The 18,264-nt window shown below is 38.6% G+C and carries 16 protein-coding genes, 1 tRNA gene and 1 pseudogene; 8 read left to right on the top strand and 10 right to left on the bottom strand.

Annotated features, from left to right (window positions below; translation table 11 throughout):
- The first annotated feature begins 384 nt into the window (after window positions 1–384).
- A complete protein-coding gene (locus tag FD716_RS11990; RefSeq protein ID WP_139853679.1) occupies window positions 385–903 on the top strand; it encodes a tetratricopeptide repeat protein in 519 nt (172 codons plus the stop codon).
- Between the two features lie 326 nt (window positions 904–1,229).
- Here the strand turns inward: FD716_RS11990 and FD716_RS11995 are convergent, their stop codons facing one another.
- Window positions 1,230–1,520: a hypothetical protein gene (locus tag FD716_RS11995; RefSeq protein ID WP_139852551.1), complete on the bottom strand. Its 291-nt coding sequence runs from the start codon at window positions 1,518–1,520 to the stop codon at window positions 1,230–1,232.
- A gap of 402 nt (window positions 1,521–1,922) precedes the next feature.
- Between FD716_RS11995 and FD716_RS12000 the strand changes: the two genes are divergently transcribed.
- The 5 genes from FD716_RS12000 (at window position 1,923) to folE (ending at window position 5,733) form a co-directional block, all read left to right on the top strand.
- Window positions 1,923–2,507 (top strand): anthranilate synthase component II, encoded by a 585-nt coding sequence (locus FD716_RS12000; protein WP_139852552.1) that lies wholly within the window; start codon window positions 1,923–1,925, stop codon window positions 2,505–2,507.
- A gap of 9 nt (window positions 2,508–2,516) precedes the next feature.
- Window positions 2,517–3,563, top strand: a complete 1,047-nt coding sequence (gene trpD, locus FD716_RS12005) for an anthranilate phosphoribosyltransferase (protein WP_139852553.1) — start codon at window positions 2,517–2,519, stop codon at window positions 3,561–3,563.
- 10 nt (window positions 3,564–3,573) lie between these two features.
- A complete protein-coding gene (trpC, locus tag FD716_RS12010) occupies window positions 3,574–4,380 on the top strand; it encodes an indole-3-glycerol phosphate synthase TrpC (protein ID WP_139852554.1) in 807 nt (268 codons plus the stop codon).
- Window positions 4,381–4,400: 20 nt separating this feature from the next.
- Window positions 4,401–5,093, top strand: coding sequence for a Smr/MutS family protein (locus FD716_RS12015; protein ID WP_139852555.1), 693 nt, complete (start codon window positions 4,401–4,403; stop codon window positions 5,091–5,093).
- A 91-nt stretch (window positions 5,094–5,184) separates the two neighbouring features.
- Window positions 5,185–5,733: a GTP cyclohydrolase I FolE gene (gene folE / locus FD716_RS12020; RefSeq protein WP_171477097.1), complete on the top strand. Its 549-nt coding sequence runs from the start codon at window positions 5,185–5,187 to the stop codon at window positions 5,731–5,733.
- 87 nt (window positions 5,734–5,820) lie between these two features.
- Here folE and FD716_RS12025 read toward each other — a convergent pair whose 3' ends face one another.
- The 4 genes from FD716_RS12025 to FD716_RS12040 all read right to left on the bottom strand — a co-directional run bounded on the left by FD716_RS12025 (window position 5,821) and on the right by FD716_RS12040 (window position 10,860).
- A complete protein-coding gene (locus tag FD716_RS12025) occupies window positions 5,821–6,813 on the bottom strand; it encodes a fimbrial protein (protein ID WP_139852557.1) in 993 nt (330 codons plus the stop codon).
- Entirely contained in the window at window positions 6,810–9,371 is a 2,562-nt protein-coding gene (locus FD716_RS12030; protein ID WP_171477038.1) for a fimbria/pilus outer membrane usher protein, read from the bottom strand. Before FD716_RS12030 ends, FD716_RS12025 begins: the two co-directional genes overlap by 4 nt.
- A gap of 151 nt (window positions 9,372–9,522) precedes the next feature.
- The gene (locus tag FD716_RS12035; protein ID WP_139852559.1) at window positions 9,523–10,248 is read right to left on the bottom strand and encodes a fimbrial biogenesis chaperone; all 726 of its coding nucleotides are present in this window, start codon (window positions 10,246–10,248) and stop codon (window positions 9,523–9,525) included.
- 78 nt (window positions 10,249–10,326) lie between these two features.
- The gene (locus FD716_RS12040; protein WP_139852560.1) at window positions 10,327–10,860 is read right to left on the bottom strand and encodes a fimbrial protein; all 534 of its coding nucleotides are present in this window, start codon (window positions 10,858–10,860) and stop codon (window positions 10,327–10,329) included.
- An 881-nt stretch (window positions 10,861–11,741) separates the two neighbouring features.
- Between FD716_RS12040 and FD716_RS12045 the strand changes: the two genes are divergently transcribed.
- Window positions 11,742–12,602, top strand: a complete 861-nt coding sequence (locus FD716_RS12045; RefSeq protein WP_139852561.1) for a formate/nitrite transporter family protein — start codon at window positions 11,742–11,744, stop codon at window positions 12,600–12,602.
- Between the two features lie 284 nt (window positions 12,603–12,886).
- Window positions 12,887–13,183, top strand: a pseudogene (locus tag FD716_RS12050) (tyrosine-type recombinase/integrase); the annotation flags it as partial.
- Window positions 13,184–13,245: 62 nt separating this feature from the next.
- Here FD716_RS12050 and FD716_RS12055 read toward each other — a convergent pair.
- The 5 genes from FD716_RS12055 to hemE all read right to left on the bottom strand — a co-directional run bounded on the left by FD716_RS12055 (window position 13,246) and on the right by hemE (window position 18,140).
- Window positions 13,246–13,605: a hypothetical protein gene (locus tag FD716_RS12055; protein ID WP_139852562.1), complete on the bottom strand. Its 360-nt coding sequence runs from the start codon at window positions 13,603–13,605 to the stop codon at window positions 13,246–13,248.
- Between the two features lie 136 nt (window positions 13,606–13,741).
- Window positions 13,742–13,831 (bottom strand) — tRNA-Ser (locus tag FD716_RS12060).
- 86 nt (window positions 13,832–13,917) lie between these two features.
- On the bottom strand, window positions 13,918–15,954 hold the full coding sequence (locus FD716_RS12065) for an FAD-dependent oxidoreductase (RefSeq protein WP_407641893.1): 2,037 nt from the start codon (window positions 15,952–15,954) through the stop codon (window positions 13,918–13,920).
- 291 nt (window positions 15,955–16,245) lie between these two features.
- The gene (locus FD716_RS12070; protein ID WP_215895465.1) at window positions 16,246–17,040 is read right to left on the bottom strand and encodes a DUF817 family protein; all 795 of its coding nucleotides are present in this window, start codon (window positions 17,038–17,040) and stop codon (window positions 16,246–16,248) included.
- Window positions 17,041–17,063: 23 nt separating this feature from the next.
- Window positions 17,064–18,140 carry a uroporphyrinogen decarboxylase gene (hemE, locus tag FD716_RS12075; RefSeq protein ID WP_139852565.1) on the bottom strand — a complete coding sequence of 359 codons (1,077 nt, stop codon included), beginning with the start codon at window positions 18,138–18,140 and terminating at the stop codon, window positions 17,064–17,066.
- Window positions 18,141–18,264 lie beyond the last annotated feature (124 nt).

Genomic DNA, 18,264 nt, shown 5'->3' on the forward strand with positions numbered 1-18,264 from the left:
AATGAACAGCTGCAATGATTTAATATTTTCTGTATTTTTCCACGCTATTTATTAATTTAAATCTGTGATTATCACAACTTTAACAATTTACTTATATTAAGTCTCAAATACGTCAAACCCATTTAATATAACATTTAAAAAATCTATTTATTCTAAGCAATGAAAATAAAAGCAAACAGAATAAACAGTTATTTATTTTCAATAATTTACTTTTAATAAACTCACATTATAAAAACATTGATAAAAAATAAACATTAAAAAGATAATTTTTTATAAGCAGCGCAAATAAAAATAAAGTAATATGCAGCCAATACTCAGTTAGTATCAGGGCCAAAAATGAAAAGTCTAAAAATAATACTCTCCAGCATTGCTTTAATCGCTTCCATGCAGGTATTCGCAGAACAGGCATTTTCTAATCAATTGCTCACTCAAGCCCAAAATGGTGATACCACAGCGCAACTCGACTTAGCAGAAGCCTATTTATATGGAAATGGTATTCAACGTGATACCGAACAAGCTGAGGTTTGGGGAATAAAATCTGCAGAAAATGGCAATCCTAAAGCCATGTTTTGGCTCGCAGAAGGTTATACATTTTATGCATTATTCAATCAAAAAAATGATAAAAAAGATGTGCTTGATAACTATCAGAAAGCATTCAAGTGGTATTCTAAAGCTTCAGCATTAAAGCATACGGATTCAATGGTTGAGCTGGCAAATTTATATACACTTAAAGAGAGCGGTATTGAGCAAAATATAAACAAAGCATTTCAACTTCGCCAGGAAGCAGCAACGCTTGGCAATAAACAAGCTATGCAAGACCTTGCGCTGATGTACCAAAAAGGTGTTGGCGTAAAACAAAATAAACGTTTGGCTCAATCTTGGCTAAATAAATCAAAAAAATAGTTTATATTTTATAGCAATGCTCTATTCTAAAATCACAATAGAATAAAATACTGCCTATATGAAATTAATCATCTAGGCAGTAAATAAACAATGCTCACTTCAACACCAGAAAAAAGGTTAATAAACTCATTGAATAATAAAATTTAGCTTATCATTTAAACCAGTTTAACCAGTTTAACCAGCAGAGGCTGAACCTAAAAATACTAAAATTAAAATAGAGCGTATGTCACTTGATTATTAGGGGGTATTTATGCAGCAATACCCCAAAAAAACTAACCGTATAGATCTAAATTTCTTGGTGTGGCTTAGACCGTTTTAAATAACGATTAAATATTAATTGGCATTAAGGTAAGCTTCCATTCATCACCGAATTGCTCATTTAAATACGCAGTAATCTGCGCTTCAATTTTAGGAAAACTGGCTTTGGTAACCACAACCGCATTTTTTCCAGCACCGACAGCATAAACAGTTAATCCCTTTAACGCTTCTTTTGCAGTCGTATTATTTGACAAAAACAGCTTTGCAATGCCCTCTTCAATAAACTGATCTCGACCTTTAAATTTAGGGCAAATTGCTTCAGGAATTTCAACTTCAATAGCAAAGCATTCTTTAGACATCGATTATATTCAACTTCATATTTATAGAGTCGACACCATACACGATGTCTTTAGCAATGACTGATTTTCTAAAGCGAAGTTGCCTAAATATTATTCGTTAAATTTGCGCTTGGCAGGCTCTGCATAAACCATCAAATAAGATCCCTTTTCACTCTCCACGAATGGATCAACGCATCAACCGAATCTAAATTTAAAAATCAAAGCCATAACCATAAAAAACATGGCTTCGAGCCAAAGCTCAATCTGTTGTTACAAATAGCGTTGAATCTGATAAAGTAGCCGCGTAAAAGCGGCTTTTTTATGCACTGTAATTGGAGTGTTGTCTCAATATTGAGTACGAAATTGAGTATGATTTCAACTCCAAAAAATAAAGTTTTTTAATTTCAATAGGTTAAGTTTAATATGCTTCTCATGATCGATAATTATGATTCATTTACTTATAACATCGTCCAATATTTTGGCGAGTTAAATCAAGAAGTAAAAGTGATCCGTAATGACGCCGTGACTTTGGAGGAAATTGAACGATGGCAACCGAAATATCTGGTCATTGGTCCTGGCCCTTGCTCACCAACTGAAGCAGGTATCTCTATTCCTGCCATTCAGCATTTTGCTGGAAAAATCCCACTCCTTGGCGTCTGTCTCGGACATCAAAGTATCGGACAAGCCTTTGGTGGCGATATTGTGCGAGCAAAAACCGTGATGCATGGCCGTTTATCTGACATGCACCACAGTGACAAAGGAATTTTCAGTAACTTACCGTCACCCTTTTCAGCAACGCGTTATCACTCCTTAGTGATTGATCAAGCGACCTTGCCTGAATGTTTAGAGGTGACTTGCTGGACCAATGAAGCAGATGGCTCAATCGAAGAGATTATGGGTGTGAAACATAAGACATTGCCAATTGAAGGCGTGCAGTTCCACCCCGAATCAATCTTGAGTCAGCATGGCCATCAAATCTTCAAAAACTTTTTAGAAATTTACGCATAAGTGATTAAAATGAATATTCAACAAGCATTAAGCAATATTACCAAAAACATTCATTTGACTCAGGCTCAAATGGAAGACGTGATGCGAATCATCATGCAAGGTGAAGCCACACAAGCACAAATCGGTGCTTTAATGATGGGGCTACGACTAAAAGGTGAAAGCATTGACGAAATTACTGCTGCTGCACGGGTCATGCGTGAATTTGCCATCAAAATTGATGTCAGTGATTTACCACATTTAGTCGATATTGTCGGAACAGGTGGCGACGGTCAAAACCTGTTTAACGTTTCAACTGCAGCAAGTTTTGTGATTGCTGCGGCAGGTGCCACCATTGCCAAACATGGTAATCGTGGCGTCTCTTCAAAATCTGGCTCATCAGACTTACTTGAAAAAGCGGGTCTACAACTTGATTTAGATATGCAGCAAACTGAACGCTGTATTCGTGAAATGGGCATTGGTTTTTTATATGCCCCGAATCATCACAAAGCCATGAAATATGCAGTTGGCCCACGTAAAGAATTAGGTTTCCGTAGCATTTTCAACTTACTCGGCCCGCTTACGAATCCGGCTGGTGTAGAACGCTTGGTGATTGGTGTGTTTTCCAGTGAGCTGTGTCGCCCAATTGCTGAAGTATTAAAGCAGCTTGGTGCAAAACATGTGATGGTGGTGCATTCACAAGATGGCCTTGATGAAATTAGTTTAGCTGCAAAAACCTATGTGGCTGAGCTTAAAAATGATGAAGTCACCGAATGGATTATTCAGCCTGAAGATGTTGATATTGATTCACAAACCCTGAGTGGTCTTAGCGTTGATAGTGCAGATGAAAGCCTGGCTTTAATTCAAAACGCCTTGTCTAAAAACAAAACTGCGCACGGTGAAAAAGCCGCGAATATGATTGCTTTAAATGCGGGTGCTGGCATTTATGTCGCAGGTTTAACCAAAAACTATAAACAAGGTGTCGCTTTAGCACACGATATTATCTATGGCGGACAAGCTTTAGAAAAATTAAGTGTCTTGTCAGAATTTACCAAAGCGCTTAAACAGTACCCAGCATAAGGACAGCAGCATGATCAATATTCAAAATACGATTTTAGGTAAAATCATCGATCGTAAACACCAAGAGCTGGCCCTGTGTTTGCAACAACGTAGTCTAAACGATATTGAACAGATTGCACGCGCTGCAAGCCCAGTTCGTGGTTTTGCCCAAGCCTTGCACCATAAGCGCCCAGCCGTGATTGCCGAAATTAAGAAGGCATCCCCCTCTAAAGGCGTGATCCGTGAAAACTTCGACCCAGCTCAAATTGCACAACAATACCAACATGCGGGTGCAGCCTGCTTGTCTGTGCTAACTGACGTAGATTTTTTCCAAGGTGCAGATGAAAATATTCGCCTTGCAAGAGAGAACTGCACTTTACCTGCATTGCGTAAAGACTTCCTGATTGATCCTTATCAAGTGGTAGAAGCACGTGCTCTTGAGGCTGACTGTATCTTGCTGATTGTTGCTGCACTGTCAGATATGCAATTGCAAGAAATGTCTCAGACTGCCTTTGAATACAACTTAGATGTATTGGTTGAAGTACATGATGAAGCTGAACTGGAACGTGCCCTACAACTGCCTGATCAGTGTATACTTGGCGTCAACAACCGTAATCTCAAAACCTTTGAGGTAGATTTAAATACCTCTTTGCGTTTAAAAAGACTGCTTGAGCCATCGCGTCTATTGGTCACTGAAAGTGGTATTGCGACGCCAGATGACATCCAGATGATGCAAGATCATGATATTCACGCCTTCTTAGTTGGTGAAAGTTTTATGAAGCATCCACACCCTGATCAAGCTTTCCAAGCCCTGTTTGGTCACCCTGAAACAATTTAAATTGTAGTTTATGTAAGGTTATGAGCAATCAAGATTCATCGCTTTCGAAAGAACAGCAAAAACTTTTAAATGCATTTAAAAAACAGATCTTAAAGCCTCAACCCATCAAACCGCAACAGCCTGAGCCGATTCACGCTCAGGCTGATCAGCAAGATGATGTTGAAAATGAAGCTGATCTATTTAAACAAGCCGTTCGAGGCGTTCAGGCTTTCGAACGGCCAAATTTTGCCAAAATAGAAAAACCACAGCGAACGAAACCCACAGCTAAAATTTTAGCTAAGCGTGCCGCAGCTGAAGGCCCACTTGAAACAGATCACGCAGCACTTTCTGATACCCAAGCGATGCTCAATCCTGTCGCCAGTCAGGCCAAACTGAGTTATCGTATTGGAACCTTACAGCACAAAGTATTTGAAGATTTAAAAGCCGGTAATTTACGTTGGTTTGAAGCAGTCGATTTACATGGTTGTACGGTTGAAGATGCGCGCAGTGCTGTATTGCAAATTATTCAAATTGCAAAAGATGAAAATCAAAATGTCCTTAAAATTGTACATGGCAAAGGTCCCGAGGCCATCCTTAAAACCTATGTGAATGGCTGGTTACGTCAACACCGTGATGTCTTGGCATTTGTCAGTGCTCCCGAAAATCAAGGTGGCACTGGCGCTGTTTTAGTATTACTTAAACGTGCAGAAAAAAACCCAAAATTTAAACAGTAAGATGATCCTTGATTTACTGTCAGATTTTACGTTAATTTCTGCTACAATGCCGTCCTAGTTTAATCAGAGAAAGTGGACACGTTTTATGTCTATGCAGCAATCTTATGCAAATATCCTAACCGCTGTTGGTGAGGACCTCGACCGTCCTGGGCTGAAAGATACGCCTATGCGTGCTGCAAAAGCATTTTCATTTCTAACCTCGGGCTATAGTAAAACGCTTGAGGAAGTGACCAACAATGCAGTTTTCCCATCAGATAACCATGAAATGGTACTGGTGAAAAATATTGAATTTTATTCGCTTTGCGAACACCATTTACTTCCATTTTCTGGCCGTGTGCATATTGCTTACCTTCCTGAAGGGCAAGTGCTTGGCTTATCGAAGTTTGCGCGTATTACTGAAATGTTTGCACGTCGCCTACAAATTCAAGAAGCACTCACCCAGCAAATTGCACATGCCATTGCCGAAGTAACAGGCGCGCGTGGTGTTGCTGTGGTGATTGACTCGGCACACATGTGTATGATGATGCGTGGCGTAAGTAAACAAGAATCGACGACCCGTACAGTTTCCTTTGTTGGAGAGTTTAAAACGGATAAAGACGTCAGACGTGAATTCTTACAAGCAGTACCTGAGGCTTATTAATTTAAGCAATTAATACCGACCTCAATAAAAAAGCGTCAAATTTAATATTTGGCGCTTTTTTATTGAATAAGATTTAAATTCATTTTTCTATTTATAAATAAAATTAAGCGTTACTCTACTTTCGACCTTTCCTGGGCTAACTGTGTTTGCTATTTGCCAATATCTAACTTTTAATGGAATATTTATAATATTCTGTTGACCTGAACTTTGTTTCCCCAAATCTATCGTCGCACCATTAAATAATACATTTGTTTTCCCCTGCAACAGACTGCTCAATTGTAGTGCTACTCCAGTTGCCTTATCCGCACCGTTATATGTGTTTCCTATAAGAGAGTTATTTAAGACAACTGGAAATGTAAAACTTAGATCAGCAGCTTGACCGAACTGATCACTTCCACCGTCCCCCCCTACACATTTTATATTTAAATTAAAATTCCGATCTCCATTAGCCGGAGTATTCTGGCCTTTGAAATTGTTTATTGAAATTTGAGGCAATACAATTATTCGATCCTTACTTTCAACAAACTCACATGAACTAGAAGTGAAAATCCTTGTTCCATTTGCTGGCATATACGTTGTAAGCCAAGGTTTTTCAAGTTGCATATAGTCAGTCGAATAATTGCCAGCCTCAAGAGATCCTGAACCAGTTGTCATACTTGTTTTTATAATATCCACTTTAACATCTAATTCTACATATGCTTCGCCAACCTCGTTGAAACGTAAACTTCTAGGATAAGGACCAGAACTACCTGTAATTTTAATACCAATGCCTGAGATATTTGTATTATAAACGTACGGATCACTCACTGTATTATTTTTAGATGTAAATTTAGACAACTTAAATTCTTCAAGTGGTCTAGCTTTTGGCTCACATATAAATTTTGAAGATAATTTTCCTGGAGGATAACTTTTAGACTTTAGAATCGTTCCAACAGGATCATTTGCCCTAACTAAAATATCCCCCATACTAATATTAAATTGTTCAATTATAAAACCAGGTTCAGGAAGGCAAGCAGCATAAATACTATTTGATGTTAAAACACCCAATGACAATAATATTTTTTTAAGATAGATGTTCATAGTTTACAAACCGCCTCTGTCATTAATATTTTAGTAGCACTCTGTTTGACTTGATCTGCAACGTTATAATCAATCATGCAATATTGTTGTTCATCATTTAGTTTAACCTTAATACGGCCTTGACTCTCTTTGGTCCGCACATAAACTAAACCACCTTGCGCAACATTACCAACCAGTTCATTACTCTCATTATAAACAGGTGAGTAAAATGATAGAGCAGCACCATTCGCCAATTTACTTTTAATAAAAATTGCATATCCTGATTTTGTTTCAAAATCAACTTTTAGAATCGCCCCTGCATAAGGAACAATCCTTTGGCTAGACTCTGCCAATTCGACATTCAGTGACATCGAACTTGGATCAAGTTGAATATCATTAAAACGATAAGGGGTCATATATGGAACAACAGCATAACCATGTCGATTTATTGTCAAACCTCTAATATTTGTGACTTTAGCGCCTGTCGCATCAGGTGCATAGACGATTGCCATTGTATCTACGTTATCAGGACCAAATGCGATCCCCTTCGAGTGTGCAATAACATTACCACTTAACTGTAAATTAACTTGCTGGGAGTTTTCAGAATAGTTATACCCTCCCCCTATCGACATATAATTACTGAGGTAATTCCCATTTAGATTAAAACTCGGATCAGAATCTCGCTGCTGATTTGCAGAAAATCCATAGTTAAAGCGATCACCAACATTTCCACTCAGGCCGATATTTTGATTATTTTTAGTATACGAACTATTAACTGAAACACTGCGCTGACCAAAACTTAATGGGAAGGACATACTCAATAAGTATTCAGTATCTTTTTTTGAATCACCTTCAGCATAAATCAGTTGACGATTATTCACAGATAAACCATAACTCAAAGCTTTAAATCGATTGTTATAACCGATATTAAAGCTCTGTGTTTTCTCATTTCGATTCCAATAATCCACCACTGACCCAACTATATAGAGGTTGCCCCACCCCGCTGGTAAGCTCTGATTTAACGTGACTTGGAATTGACTACGTTGCTTACCAATTGCACTGGTCTCAATACCTTTCTTTTCATAATCTAAAATTCTCGCCGCATCGCGCAATGTATAATAATCTTCAGTAGAATATCGATAAGCTGCTAAGGTTAAGTTTGTTGAAGTTGCAAGCAAAGACTTACTATAACTAAGCCGATAACTTTGCCCAGTTTTTGTCCCGTGATAATCAAAATCAGCATTAGAATGGGTTACATCAAGTGAAACTGCACCAATGGGCAAACCAACAGCTGCACCTAAAGCCACTGAACTATACTTTTCTAATAACTGTACACCAGTATAAGCTGTAATATAGTTATTCAAACCACGTTGATATTTTGCTTGGGTAAACCAAGGTTTTAAATCAATTCCCGATTCATTAAATTGACCGACTGTCACCGAATAGCTGTCTAAACCAGGTCGTAACATCTGTACAACAGAAGCATAGGGTACATAAAATATTTGTGTTTCTCCTGTTGCTTCAATCACAGAGACTTCTAAATCGCCACCATATCCTGTCGAATACAAGTCCTTGATTTCAAAATTCCCTGGAGCAACCGTGGTTTGATAAATTAAATGACCTTGCTGGCGAACTTCAACTTTTGCATTAGAGTTTGCATTACCTCGAATTTGCGGTGCATAACCAGACATACTACTGGGTAGCATTCGTTCATCACTGGTAAAGTCCACACCACGGTATCTTAATGTGTCAAAAATATCCCCAGAAGTATTATTTTCCCCAAGGGTCAATAAACCTCTAAATTGCGGAAAGGCACGTTGTAAATAGGTATTATTGGCTTGATAAGAAGATCCCGATCCAGGCTGATCGCTCCAGCTCCACTGCCCATTATGGCGCAGTTGCCAACCTAATATATTTAATCCTGTCGTTAGACTTATATAAGCACTGGTGCTATCCGGACTATTATGGTCACGGTTAGACACTTTATAAGCCCCTCCGTTATAAGATAAAAAACCGGCATTAATGCCTCTATCCCATAAGCTTTTATCGACAACATCTCGCGCAACTGTATTCAAAGAAATTTGTGGAATGGATATATCTAAACGTAAATCATTTGAATTGAAATCATAAAATGCACCCTTAACCCAAGTCTCAATCGGCAAACAATCTGATGTACTTGCAGCAAGTGTTATATTTAAAATTTCGGCTTTAACCCCATATTCAGCCATCTGTTTCTTAGTAAAACATAAGCTAGCTTGATCTTCATTTTTGTCGGCCGTAAAGACCATTTTCTTACGACCCTGCCAGCTGCCATTGACATAAACATCAAGGTTATATTCACCAGGCAAGACCGGATTATTAAATTTAAATTTAGAAATATCGATATTACTGGCATTTCCAGAAAGGAAACCAGCATCAAAGTCAGCGTCAAAACCGATATCTTTAGTATTTTTATTTTCTTCTGCATGAATAGCCACATTATACTGGGCAAGCACGAAACCCAAGGAAAGGTTTAGACAAAAACTCAAGGTAGAGAGCTTAAACGAATATTTTTTTAATAATTTATTTTTAAACAACATAAAAAAACAACCTCCCAACTCAGCTTGGCTTTTCATAAAATTATTAACGTATGCTTCAGGCAAGAATAGACTATATTGCTAAATTCAGAAGAACTCTCAAATACTCAAAATATAAAAAACCAAGATATGTAGAAGTATTTAATATTTAATATTAGAATTTAAGGTTGTACTCATTATCACCGCCAAAATCATTAATCGTCACATAGCTCAACTTATCAAAATTACTGACCTTTAAATTAATACTCTCTTCTGAAAAGGGTTTAAGCATTAACCCTTCAGGAAATATATCTACTGTGTTTTTACCCAACGTTTGATTAATCCCTTTAATGGTAATAAAAAATGGAGTTGGGTTTTTAGCTATAATGAGTTGATCTCTTTTAAACCATTGTATTTTCTCACCTGCTTTAGCTGCTTGATCTTGAATTAGGGTTGGCCGATAAAAAAGCTTAATTCGTGAACGTATCGCAAGTTGTAAATAATTCATTGGTGCAGCATTTTCTTCTTGCTTTGGCTTAGCTGGAATATCTAATACATTTAACCAATATAAGGTTTCTTGTGTTTGACTCAGTTGTGCTGCGCTAGGTAATGCCAATACGCGAAAAGCCTGACTTTTACCTGCATCAACGCGAGACAATGGTGGTGTAATCACAAAGGGGGCATTTGAGTTTTCTGGCGTACTTTTTGTATCCCCATCATCGATCCAAACTTGGACCAATGAGGGTTTGAGACCACTACTCGTTACCTGTACGGTTGTTTCTCGTGCATCTGCTGGATAAACAATACGTGTGCCGTGAATTACAACTTCTGCTTGAGCTGATGCTGATAATTGGGCGACAACAACCAAACATAGTGATGAAATTAAAGATTTAAACTTCATTGTAATGATCTCAAAAACGAAAAATACAGATGACTCAAATGCGAACAAGTAAGTAAAAGCTATATTTACTTTGGCTACTTATTTATAAGCAAGTGTGTATTCAATTTTAGCATTGACATCACCAGAACCTGCTTCACCTGTTGCATAATATTCTGCACCATAATTTAATACAGCAGTCTCGCCCGTCATCGCTACCCACTGCGTACCAGACTGAGTACCATCAGAACCGACCGTCAATAAATCAATTTGGCCACCATCTTTATTGACCAATTGTATTTGAACATTTGAGGCAGCAGTTGCAGCTGTATTTTTTAAACGGCCAGTTACTGAATCAACGTCCGTACCAATTGCAAAAGAAGCATTAACCTCGGTTCCCTTACAAGCACTTAAAGTAATCGCAAAAGGTGTACGACCCGCAACAGTACCTGCAGTTGCTAAGGATTTTGTTGAAACAGGTGGCAATATAACGTTCAAACTCGTACCTGAGGTTGGGTTATTAACAGTACATGTATCAGCTGTTACTTTACCGGTGAAATTAATTGTACCGTCGGCAGCGTGTACAGCAGAGAGAGCAGAAACAGATAAAGCCGCAACTAATAATTTTTTTTTCATGTGTAGATGTCCTTCACTAGGCAATAAAATAATTAAAAATAAAATGAAATTTTCAGCGAGGTCTATAGCTGAAAGCTACACCTAAGAATTCAAATAAATAACTTAGCAAACATTAAAATGAATACTTAAATTACATTCAAGACCTAATAAACTTCATTTAAAATTGCAAGGATTTGATCAATAAACCTAGATCTCACCGCCCAATTAGCAATGAAATATGAGAAAATTCTATTTAATCAAACTTAACAATTGAATAGATAGTAAACTGAACCTTCATCTATAGCAATACAACAAAAGCTACAATTCACCACCCAGTAAAACAAATACATGTTTTTAAAGAAGATTAATTATGTTAATTGAATCAATGTTTTTGTAACCAATGTGATGCATGACACATTATCTGTATTTCATTTAGTTTTATTTTTAAAAAAATAGTATCTAAATCCACTAATTACCAGATAGCAATATCAACATCTTCGTGGTTAAATTAATTTCAGCGTATTTCGCTCTCTAACGTTATATTTAAACTATTGTTAATAATGGAAATATTCAATACTAGTTAACAATATCTGCACAATCCACACAAACAACGCATACCAAGTAAATCTGAATTTGACAATCAAGTATTGTCTATACCTATAAGCAGATGAGTAAAGTGACATCACTCTCACGTTAGTAATATTCGCTTGACCTGCACAATAAGTGCTCGATTAAGTTGATACTTTCAATTTTAAAGACATTGCCCATTTAGCATTTGGTATAAATTTTGCTCTAGTAATAATCATCATAAATCTCACGTAGAATTTATGCGATAACCACAAATCCAATCCTTGGCCCCGATCCCTGCCAAGTTTATAAAATTAGAATAAAGGAGGATGCAGATGTCCTATCTCATACCTGCAGAATTTGTCAAAAAAATGATTGATGCTGGTGAAGCAAAAATTTTCATGTCTACACGCGATACCATCATTCGTGCATATATGGCTGGCGCTATTCTTGCGCTTGCTGCAGTTTTCGCAATGACCGTTAGCATTCAAACAGGCTACGCGATTATTGGTGCAATGCTTTTCCCCGTTGGTTTTTGCATGTTGTATTTACTCGGCTTTGATCTTTTAACTGGTGTATTTATGCTAACCCCATTAGCCTGGCTAGATCGGCGCCCTGGCGTAACTTTAAAAGGCATCTTTAGGAATTGGGGATTGGTCTTTCTGGGTAACTTCCTCGGTGCAATGAGCATTGCCGTGTTTATGTCAATTATCTTTACTTTCGGCTTTTCTGTTACTCCTGATAAAGTAGGAACAACAATTTCACATATTGGTGAGGCACGTACTCTAGGTTACGCAGAGCATGGTGCTGCTGGCATGCTCACTATTTTTGTACGTGCAATACTGTGTAATTGGATGGTCTCAACGGGAGTTGTTGCTGCAATGATTTGCACCAATGTTTCTGGCAAGATCTTGGCAATGTGGATGCCAATCATGTTGTTTTTTGGAATGGGTTTTGAACACTCAATCGTGAATATGTTTTTGTTCCCATCTGCAATGATTATGGGTGGTCAGTTTTCAATTATGGATTATTTAATTTGGAACGAACTACCTGTGGTTCTAGGCAATTTAATTGGTGGCTTAGCATTCACAGGTTTAAGCCTCTATGCGACGCATTATAAAACCGCAGCACGGCGTGTTATTCCTATTCCTACTCAGCACAAGCAGATTATCGTACAACCTCGACATGAATATTAGAATCTGGGACCTAAAAAAACCAAGCCTCGAATAATAAAATATTTTTTGAGTTCCAGATCCATAATAAACCCCAGACATAAAAAAGACTCTTGATGATAATCAAGGGTCTTTTTAATATTTGGCGGAAGCGGTGACAGCCACATTAAACACCTAAGTTGCTGTATTTTAATATATAAATAAAATTTATTTAAATTTTTACTACTACTCTTACTACATAAAAATTTCTTATATTTCTAATTATTTTTTCCATAATTATACGCTACCCTTTCATTGAACTACATTCTTCAATTACAGCTTTGATTAAGCATATGCATGAATAGAAGTTTAAAGAAAATGACTTAGGCTATCTTGATCCAAAACAGAATCGAGTGATTACTACACATGGTTTTCGTTCTACATGCCGTGACTGGTCAGCCGATCAAACCAATTACCCTCGTGAAGTCTGCGAACATGTACTTACTCATAAACTTCCAGATGATGTTGAAGCTGCCTATTTACGGGGAGCCTATCTTGAAAAGCGCAAAGGTTTGATGGCCGATTGGGCTGTATTTTGTGTTTCATCATTTGAATCAACCACATAAAATAAGAGGACTCCTACTACTCATGGCGGGAGTTTTAGTTGATTTATTCTAAGTGCTGGAACTTACACAGTTTTATTTACAGGCTCTCCAAAACTTGAAATAATTTCATAATTATCCTTAGCAATTATCTTTAATAAAGGTCTCTCACACCAAACACCATAAAAACTAAAACACCAAAAATACTCCTCTTTTTCATCAGAAAAGAATTCCATCGTGGCATCTTTAAATACATCTTTTGACAATATTTCAATATGTGAAAGTTCTTCCCCCTCAATACTAAAAGATTGAATAGCTAAAGGGTTTCTAAAAATTATTGACCATTCCTGATCCTTCCAATCCTTAAATACTAGATTCAGGCTCGATAAACTAGATTCTACTTTTAATATCTGACCATCAGATATTTGTAATTCGCTTAATAACATAATTTTTTCCCCCGGATGTTTTTCATTTGGAAGAAAACCTGTTCCCTTTCCAATATTTTCTGTAGATTCTTATATGGGACAAAACCCCAGACATAAAAAAATACCCTTGATGAGTATCAAGGGTATTTTTAATATTTGGCGGAAGCGGTGAGATTCGAACTCACGGAGGGCGTAAACCCTCGTCGGTTTTCAAGACCGGTGCATTCAACCGCTCTGCCACGCTTCCATGCCGAGAAGAATACAAAGCTTCTTCATTTTATTCAAGAAAAATTTGCAACATAGCGATCAAGTGCATATTGTTTCATCAATATTCTACAATTTGGCTGCTAATTCAGCACCTTCGCGAATTGCGCGCTTGGCATCAAGCTCTGAAGCCAGTTTTGCCCCCCCAATAATATGGTAGTTGGCGAGGGTTTTTTCCTGTTCAGTCGGCATAATATCTTTTACCGAGTCTTGTCCAGCGCACACCACAATGGTGTCAACACGGAGTAATTGATCATGGCCATTGTTTTCAATCCATAGCCCTTCATCCGTTACCGCTTTGTATTGCACACCACGTAACATTTTCACAGCATGTTTTTTCAATTGTGCGCGGTGCACCCAACCTGAGGTTTTACCCAAGCCAATCCCAAGCGGTGTGGTTTTACGTTGCATCAAATAGATCTCACGGATTGGGGCATCAACTTCTGCCCGTTGCATCCCCCCCTCTGAAATATAATCTGGGTCAGTATCAACACCCCATTCACGTTTCCACTGATCTACAGGCTGTGGTTGTGGCTGATGCTCAGGCTTCAGTAAGAACTCGGAAACATCAAAGCCTATCCCGCCTGCACCAATCACGGCGACACGTTGACCAACAGCGGCGCCACGTAAAACCTCCGCATAGGACAAGACTTGTGCTGCATCACCACCTTCTACTTTTAAGCGACGTGGAATGACCCCAGTGGCAACCACAACTTCATCATAACCTTCACGTTCTAATTGCTCACGGTTGACCTTGGTATTTAAACGCAGCTCAACCCCAGTCTTTTCAATTTGCACTTTAAAATAACGAATGGTTTCATGAAATTCTTCTTTGCCCGGTACCACTTTAGCCAAGTTAAATTGACCACCGACTTCACTATTGGCTTCAAACAAAGTCACCGTATGACCACGCCCTGCCGCAACAGTAGCTGCGGACATCCCTGCCACCCCAGCCCCAATCACCGCAATCCGTTTGGCTTTCTTAGTTTTTAAATAGACCAATTCAGTTTCATACGCTGCACGTGGGTTCACCAAACACGTCGCACGTTGATTTTTAAAAGTGTGATCTAAGCAAGCTTGGTTACAGGCAATACAGGTATTAATTTCATCAACACGATTGGTTGCAGTCTTCTCGACCCAAAATGCATCGGCCAACAATGGACGCGCCATTTGTACCATATCGGCTTTACCAGCAGTTAAAATTTCTTCTGCCGTATCTGGCATATTAATTCGATTCGATGCGATGACTGGCAGCGCAACGTGTTTTTTCACCTCGGCCGTATAGTCAACAAATGCTGCACGTGGCACTGAAGTAACAATCGTGGGAATACGTGCTTCATGCCAACCAATTCCGGTGTTGAGTAGGTTAATACCAGCCTGTTCCAAGGCTTGTGCAACTTCAATGACTTCTGCCATGGTGTTGCCATCATGTACCAGATCAAGCATCGACAAGCGGAAGCAAATAATAAACTTCTCACCTACTGTGGCACGAATCGCTTTCACTATATCTACCGCAAGGCGCATACGATTTTCTAGACTGCCACCCCAACGGTCTTCACGCTTATTGACATGACGGCTGAGGAACTGATTAAGTAAATAACCTTCGGACCCCATGATTTCCACCCCATCATAACCGGCATGTTTCGCAAGTTTGGCGGTGGTTGCATAGTCGCGAATGGTTTTTAAAATTTGCTTATCACTCATTTCCCTCGGTTTAAACGGTGAAATCGGTGATTTAATTGGACTGGCTGACATCACAAAGGGCTGATAACCATAACGGCCTGCGTGCAAAATCTGCATTAAAATTTTGCCGCCATGTTTATGCACTGCACGAGTGACCAGACGATGTGGGACCACATCACCCAAATGGTTCATGGTTCCACCCGCTGGCAATAACCAGCCAGTACGGTTTGGTGATATTCCACCAGTAATAATCAGGCCAACCCCACCTTGAGCACGCTCGCCAAAATAGGCGGCAAGTTTGGGATAATTATAAAATCGATCTTCTAAACCAGTGTGCATTGACCCCATCACCACACGGTTTTTGATGGTCGTAAAGCCGAGATCTAATGGTTTTAAGAGATGTGCATAGCGAGCGGTCATCATGAATCCTTGTAAAATAGCTTTGCAACTTGTTGCATAACACTTTAACCGAAATTGTATTATTTTTGATGACTGTTCGGTTTATCTTCTGCAGAATTTTGCCAATAGGGCAATTGAGCGGCTATCTGGAAGCAGTACGAGCAGCAACAGCCAACACATGACTGTAGATAAAATTCGATAAAATACAAATTATGAGTATAAAAATCGATAGTAGACCAACTCAGCAGCCACTATCGAATGGAGTACAACTTAATTGGGTACATCTTCGAGGTTATTTTAAATCCCAAGCATGGCTTATGTTAAATGCCAATTGCCCTGCTGGTCGCGCTGACCCAGTATTTTCAAAACCAGAACCAAACTCAGCAATAATAATAAATACCACGACCCCAATTTACCCCAGCTCACCATATGCCAAGCATCCACCTGACTTGGATAGAGCCATATTTTATAAAAAGTACTAATATTTTCGGCAATCCAGATAATAAAAGCAAAAATAATCAGAATGATCAGCATCGGTATACGGCACTGTATTTGATCTAGTTTAAAATGGACGCGCGTCTTCCAGAAAATCAGTACGCTCCATAAAAATAATCCATAGCGCAGATCATAAATAAAAAATTTGCTCATGAAATTAATATAGGACACAACTGATAAGCACAGCATATTTGGAAAACTGGGTAGCTGGCTAAATGAAAGTTGAAAAAGTCGAATACTACGTGCAAAAAAACTGCCCACAGCCGAATACATAAAGCCAGCAAATAATGGCACGGTATACAGTTTAAAAACAGCAGGTTGTGGATATTGCCAAGATGCGATGGCTGGATGAGTCAAAAAGATTTCCATTAACATTGCCATACAATGGAATAAGGCAATCACTTTGACTTCTGCCCATGATTCTAATTTTAAATAGATTAAACCCAGCTGAATCAGCAAAGCATAAAACAGTAAATAATCATAACGAAATAGCCCGTAATAGGCTTGCTCTCCCATTGGAGAGGTGAAAGCAAAAGCAATTAATAATAAAATACCAAATAAGGCAGCCGAAGCTGCCTTAAGCATGATTTTGCTATATACATGAAGCGATAACATTTAAATTTAATCTTCTCAGCAAATTAGTTGCCTAAATATTTTGCGCTGTACTCATGTACGGTATCGATAAATATTTTGGGTTGTGTTGGATTCACCCACTGGGTAATACCGTGACCGAGGTTGGCAATATAACCCGTTTTCTCGCCATTGGCATAAGCATCATCCAACATGGCTTTGACTGCTTTTTCAATTTCAGCATTTGAACCATATAAAGTTGCTGGATCTAAGTTACCTTGTAATGCAACTCGACCATTAACCACTTTACGTGCCGTATTTAAAGGCGTGGTCCAATCTAATCCCAAAGCATCTGCGCCAGTTGCAATCATTGGCTCTAACCATTGACCGCCACCTTTGGTAAACAAAATCACTGGGATTTTGCGTCCATCTTTTTCACGCTGCAAGCCTGTCACAATTTTCTGCATATATTGCAAAGAGAAATCTAAATATTGTTGATGTGCAAGCGCACCACCCCAACTGTCAAAAATCTGTACAGCTTGTGCACCAGCATCAATCTGTGCATTTAAATAATCAATAACGGTGTCAGCCAATCGGTCCAACAAAGCATGCAAAACTTCTGGCTTGCTATACAACATTTCTTTGCTATAACGGAAATCTTTGCTCGAACCACCTTCAATCATATAGGTCGCCAAGGTCCAAGGACTGCCTGAAAAGCCAATCAAAGGAACATCGCCACATAATGCTGAACGAATCGTACTCACCGCATCCATCACATAAGATAGATCTGATTTGGCATTAAAACTTGGCAATGCAGCAACATCTTGTTCAGTACGAATGGTCTTGTGAAACTTTGGACCTTCGCCTGCCTCAAAATATAAACCCAAACCAAGCGCATCAGGAATCGTCAAAATATCTGAAAATAAAATCGCGGCATCCAATGCATAACGGCGTAACGGCTGTAAGGTTACTTCACAAGCTAAGTCCGTGTTTTTGCAAAGAGAGAGAAAGTCTCCAGCCTTTTCGCGGGTTTCACGATACTCAGGGAGGTAACGCCCAGCTTGACGCATCATCCATACTGGCGTGGTATCTACAGGCTCACGCAATAAGGCACGTAGAAAACGATCATTTTTTAAGGTCGTCATTTACTTTCCCAATCTCAAGTTAAAATCGGCACTATCATAACAAAAAAGACACGCGATAAAATAATATCTTCGTGTAGCCGCCATCCTCTAACATTAGATTAAAAAAGAACGAATTAAACAAAAC

This window comes from Acinetobacter pullicarnis, from assembly GCF_006352475.1.
Classification (GTDB): domain Bacteria; phylum Pseudomonadota; class Gammaproteobacteria; order Pseudomonadales; family Moraxellaceae; genus Acinetobacter; species Acinetobacter pullicarnis.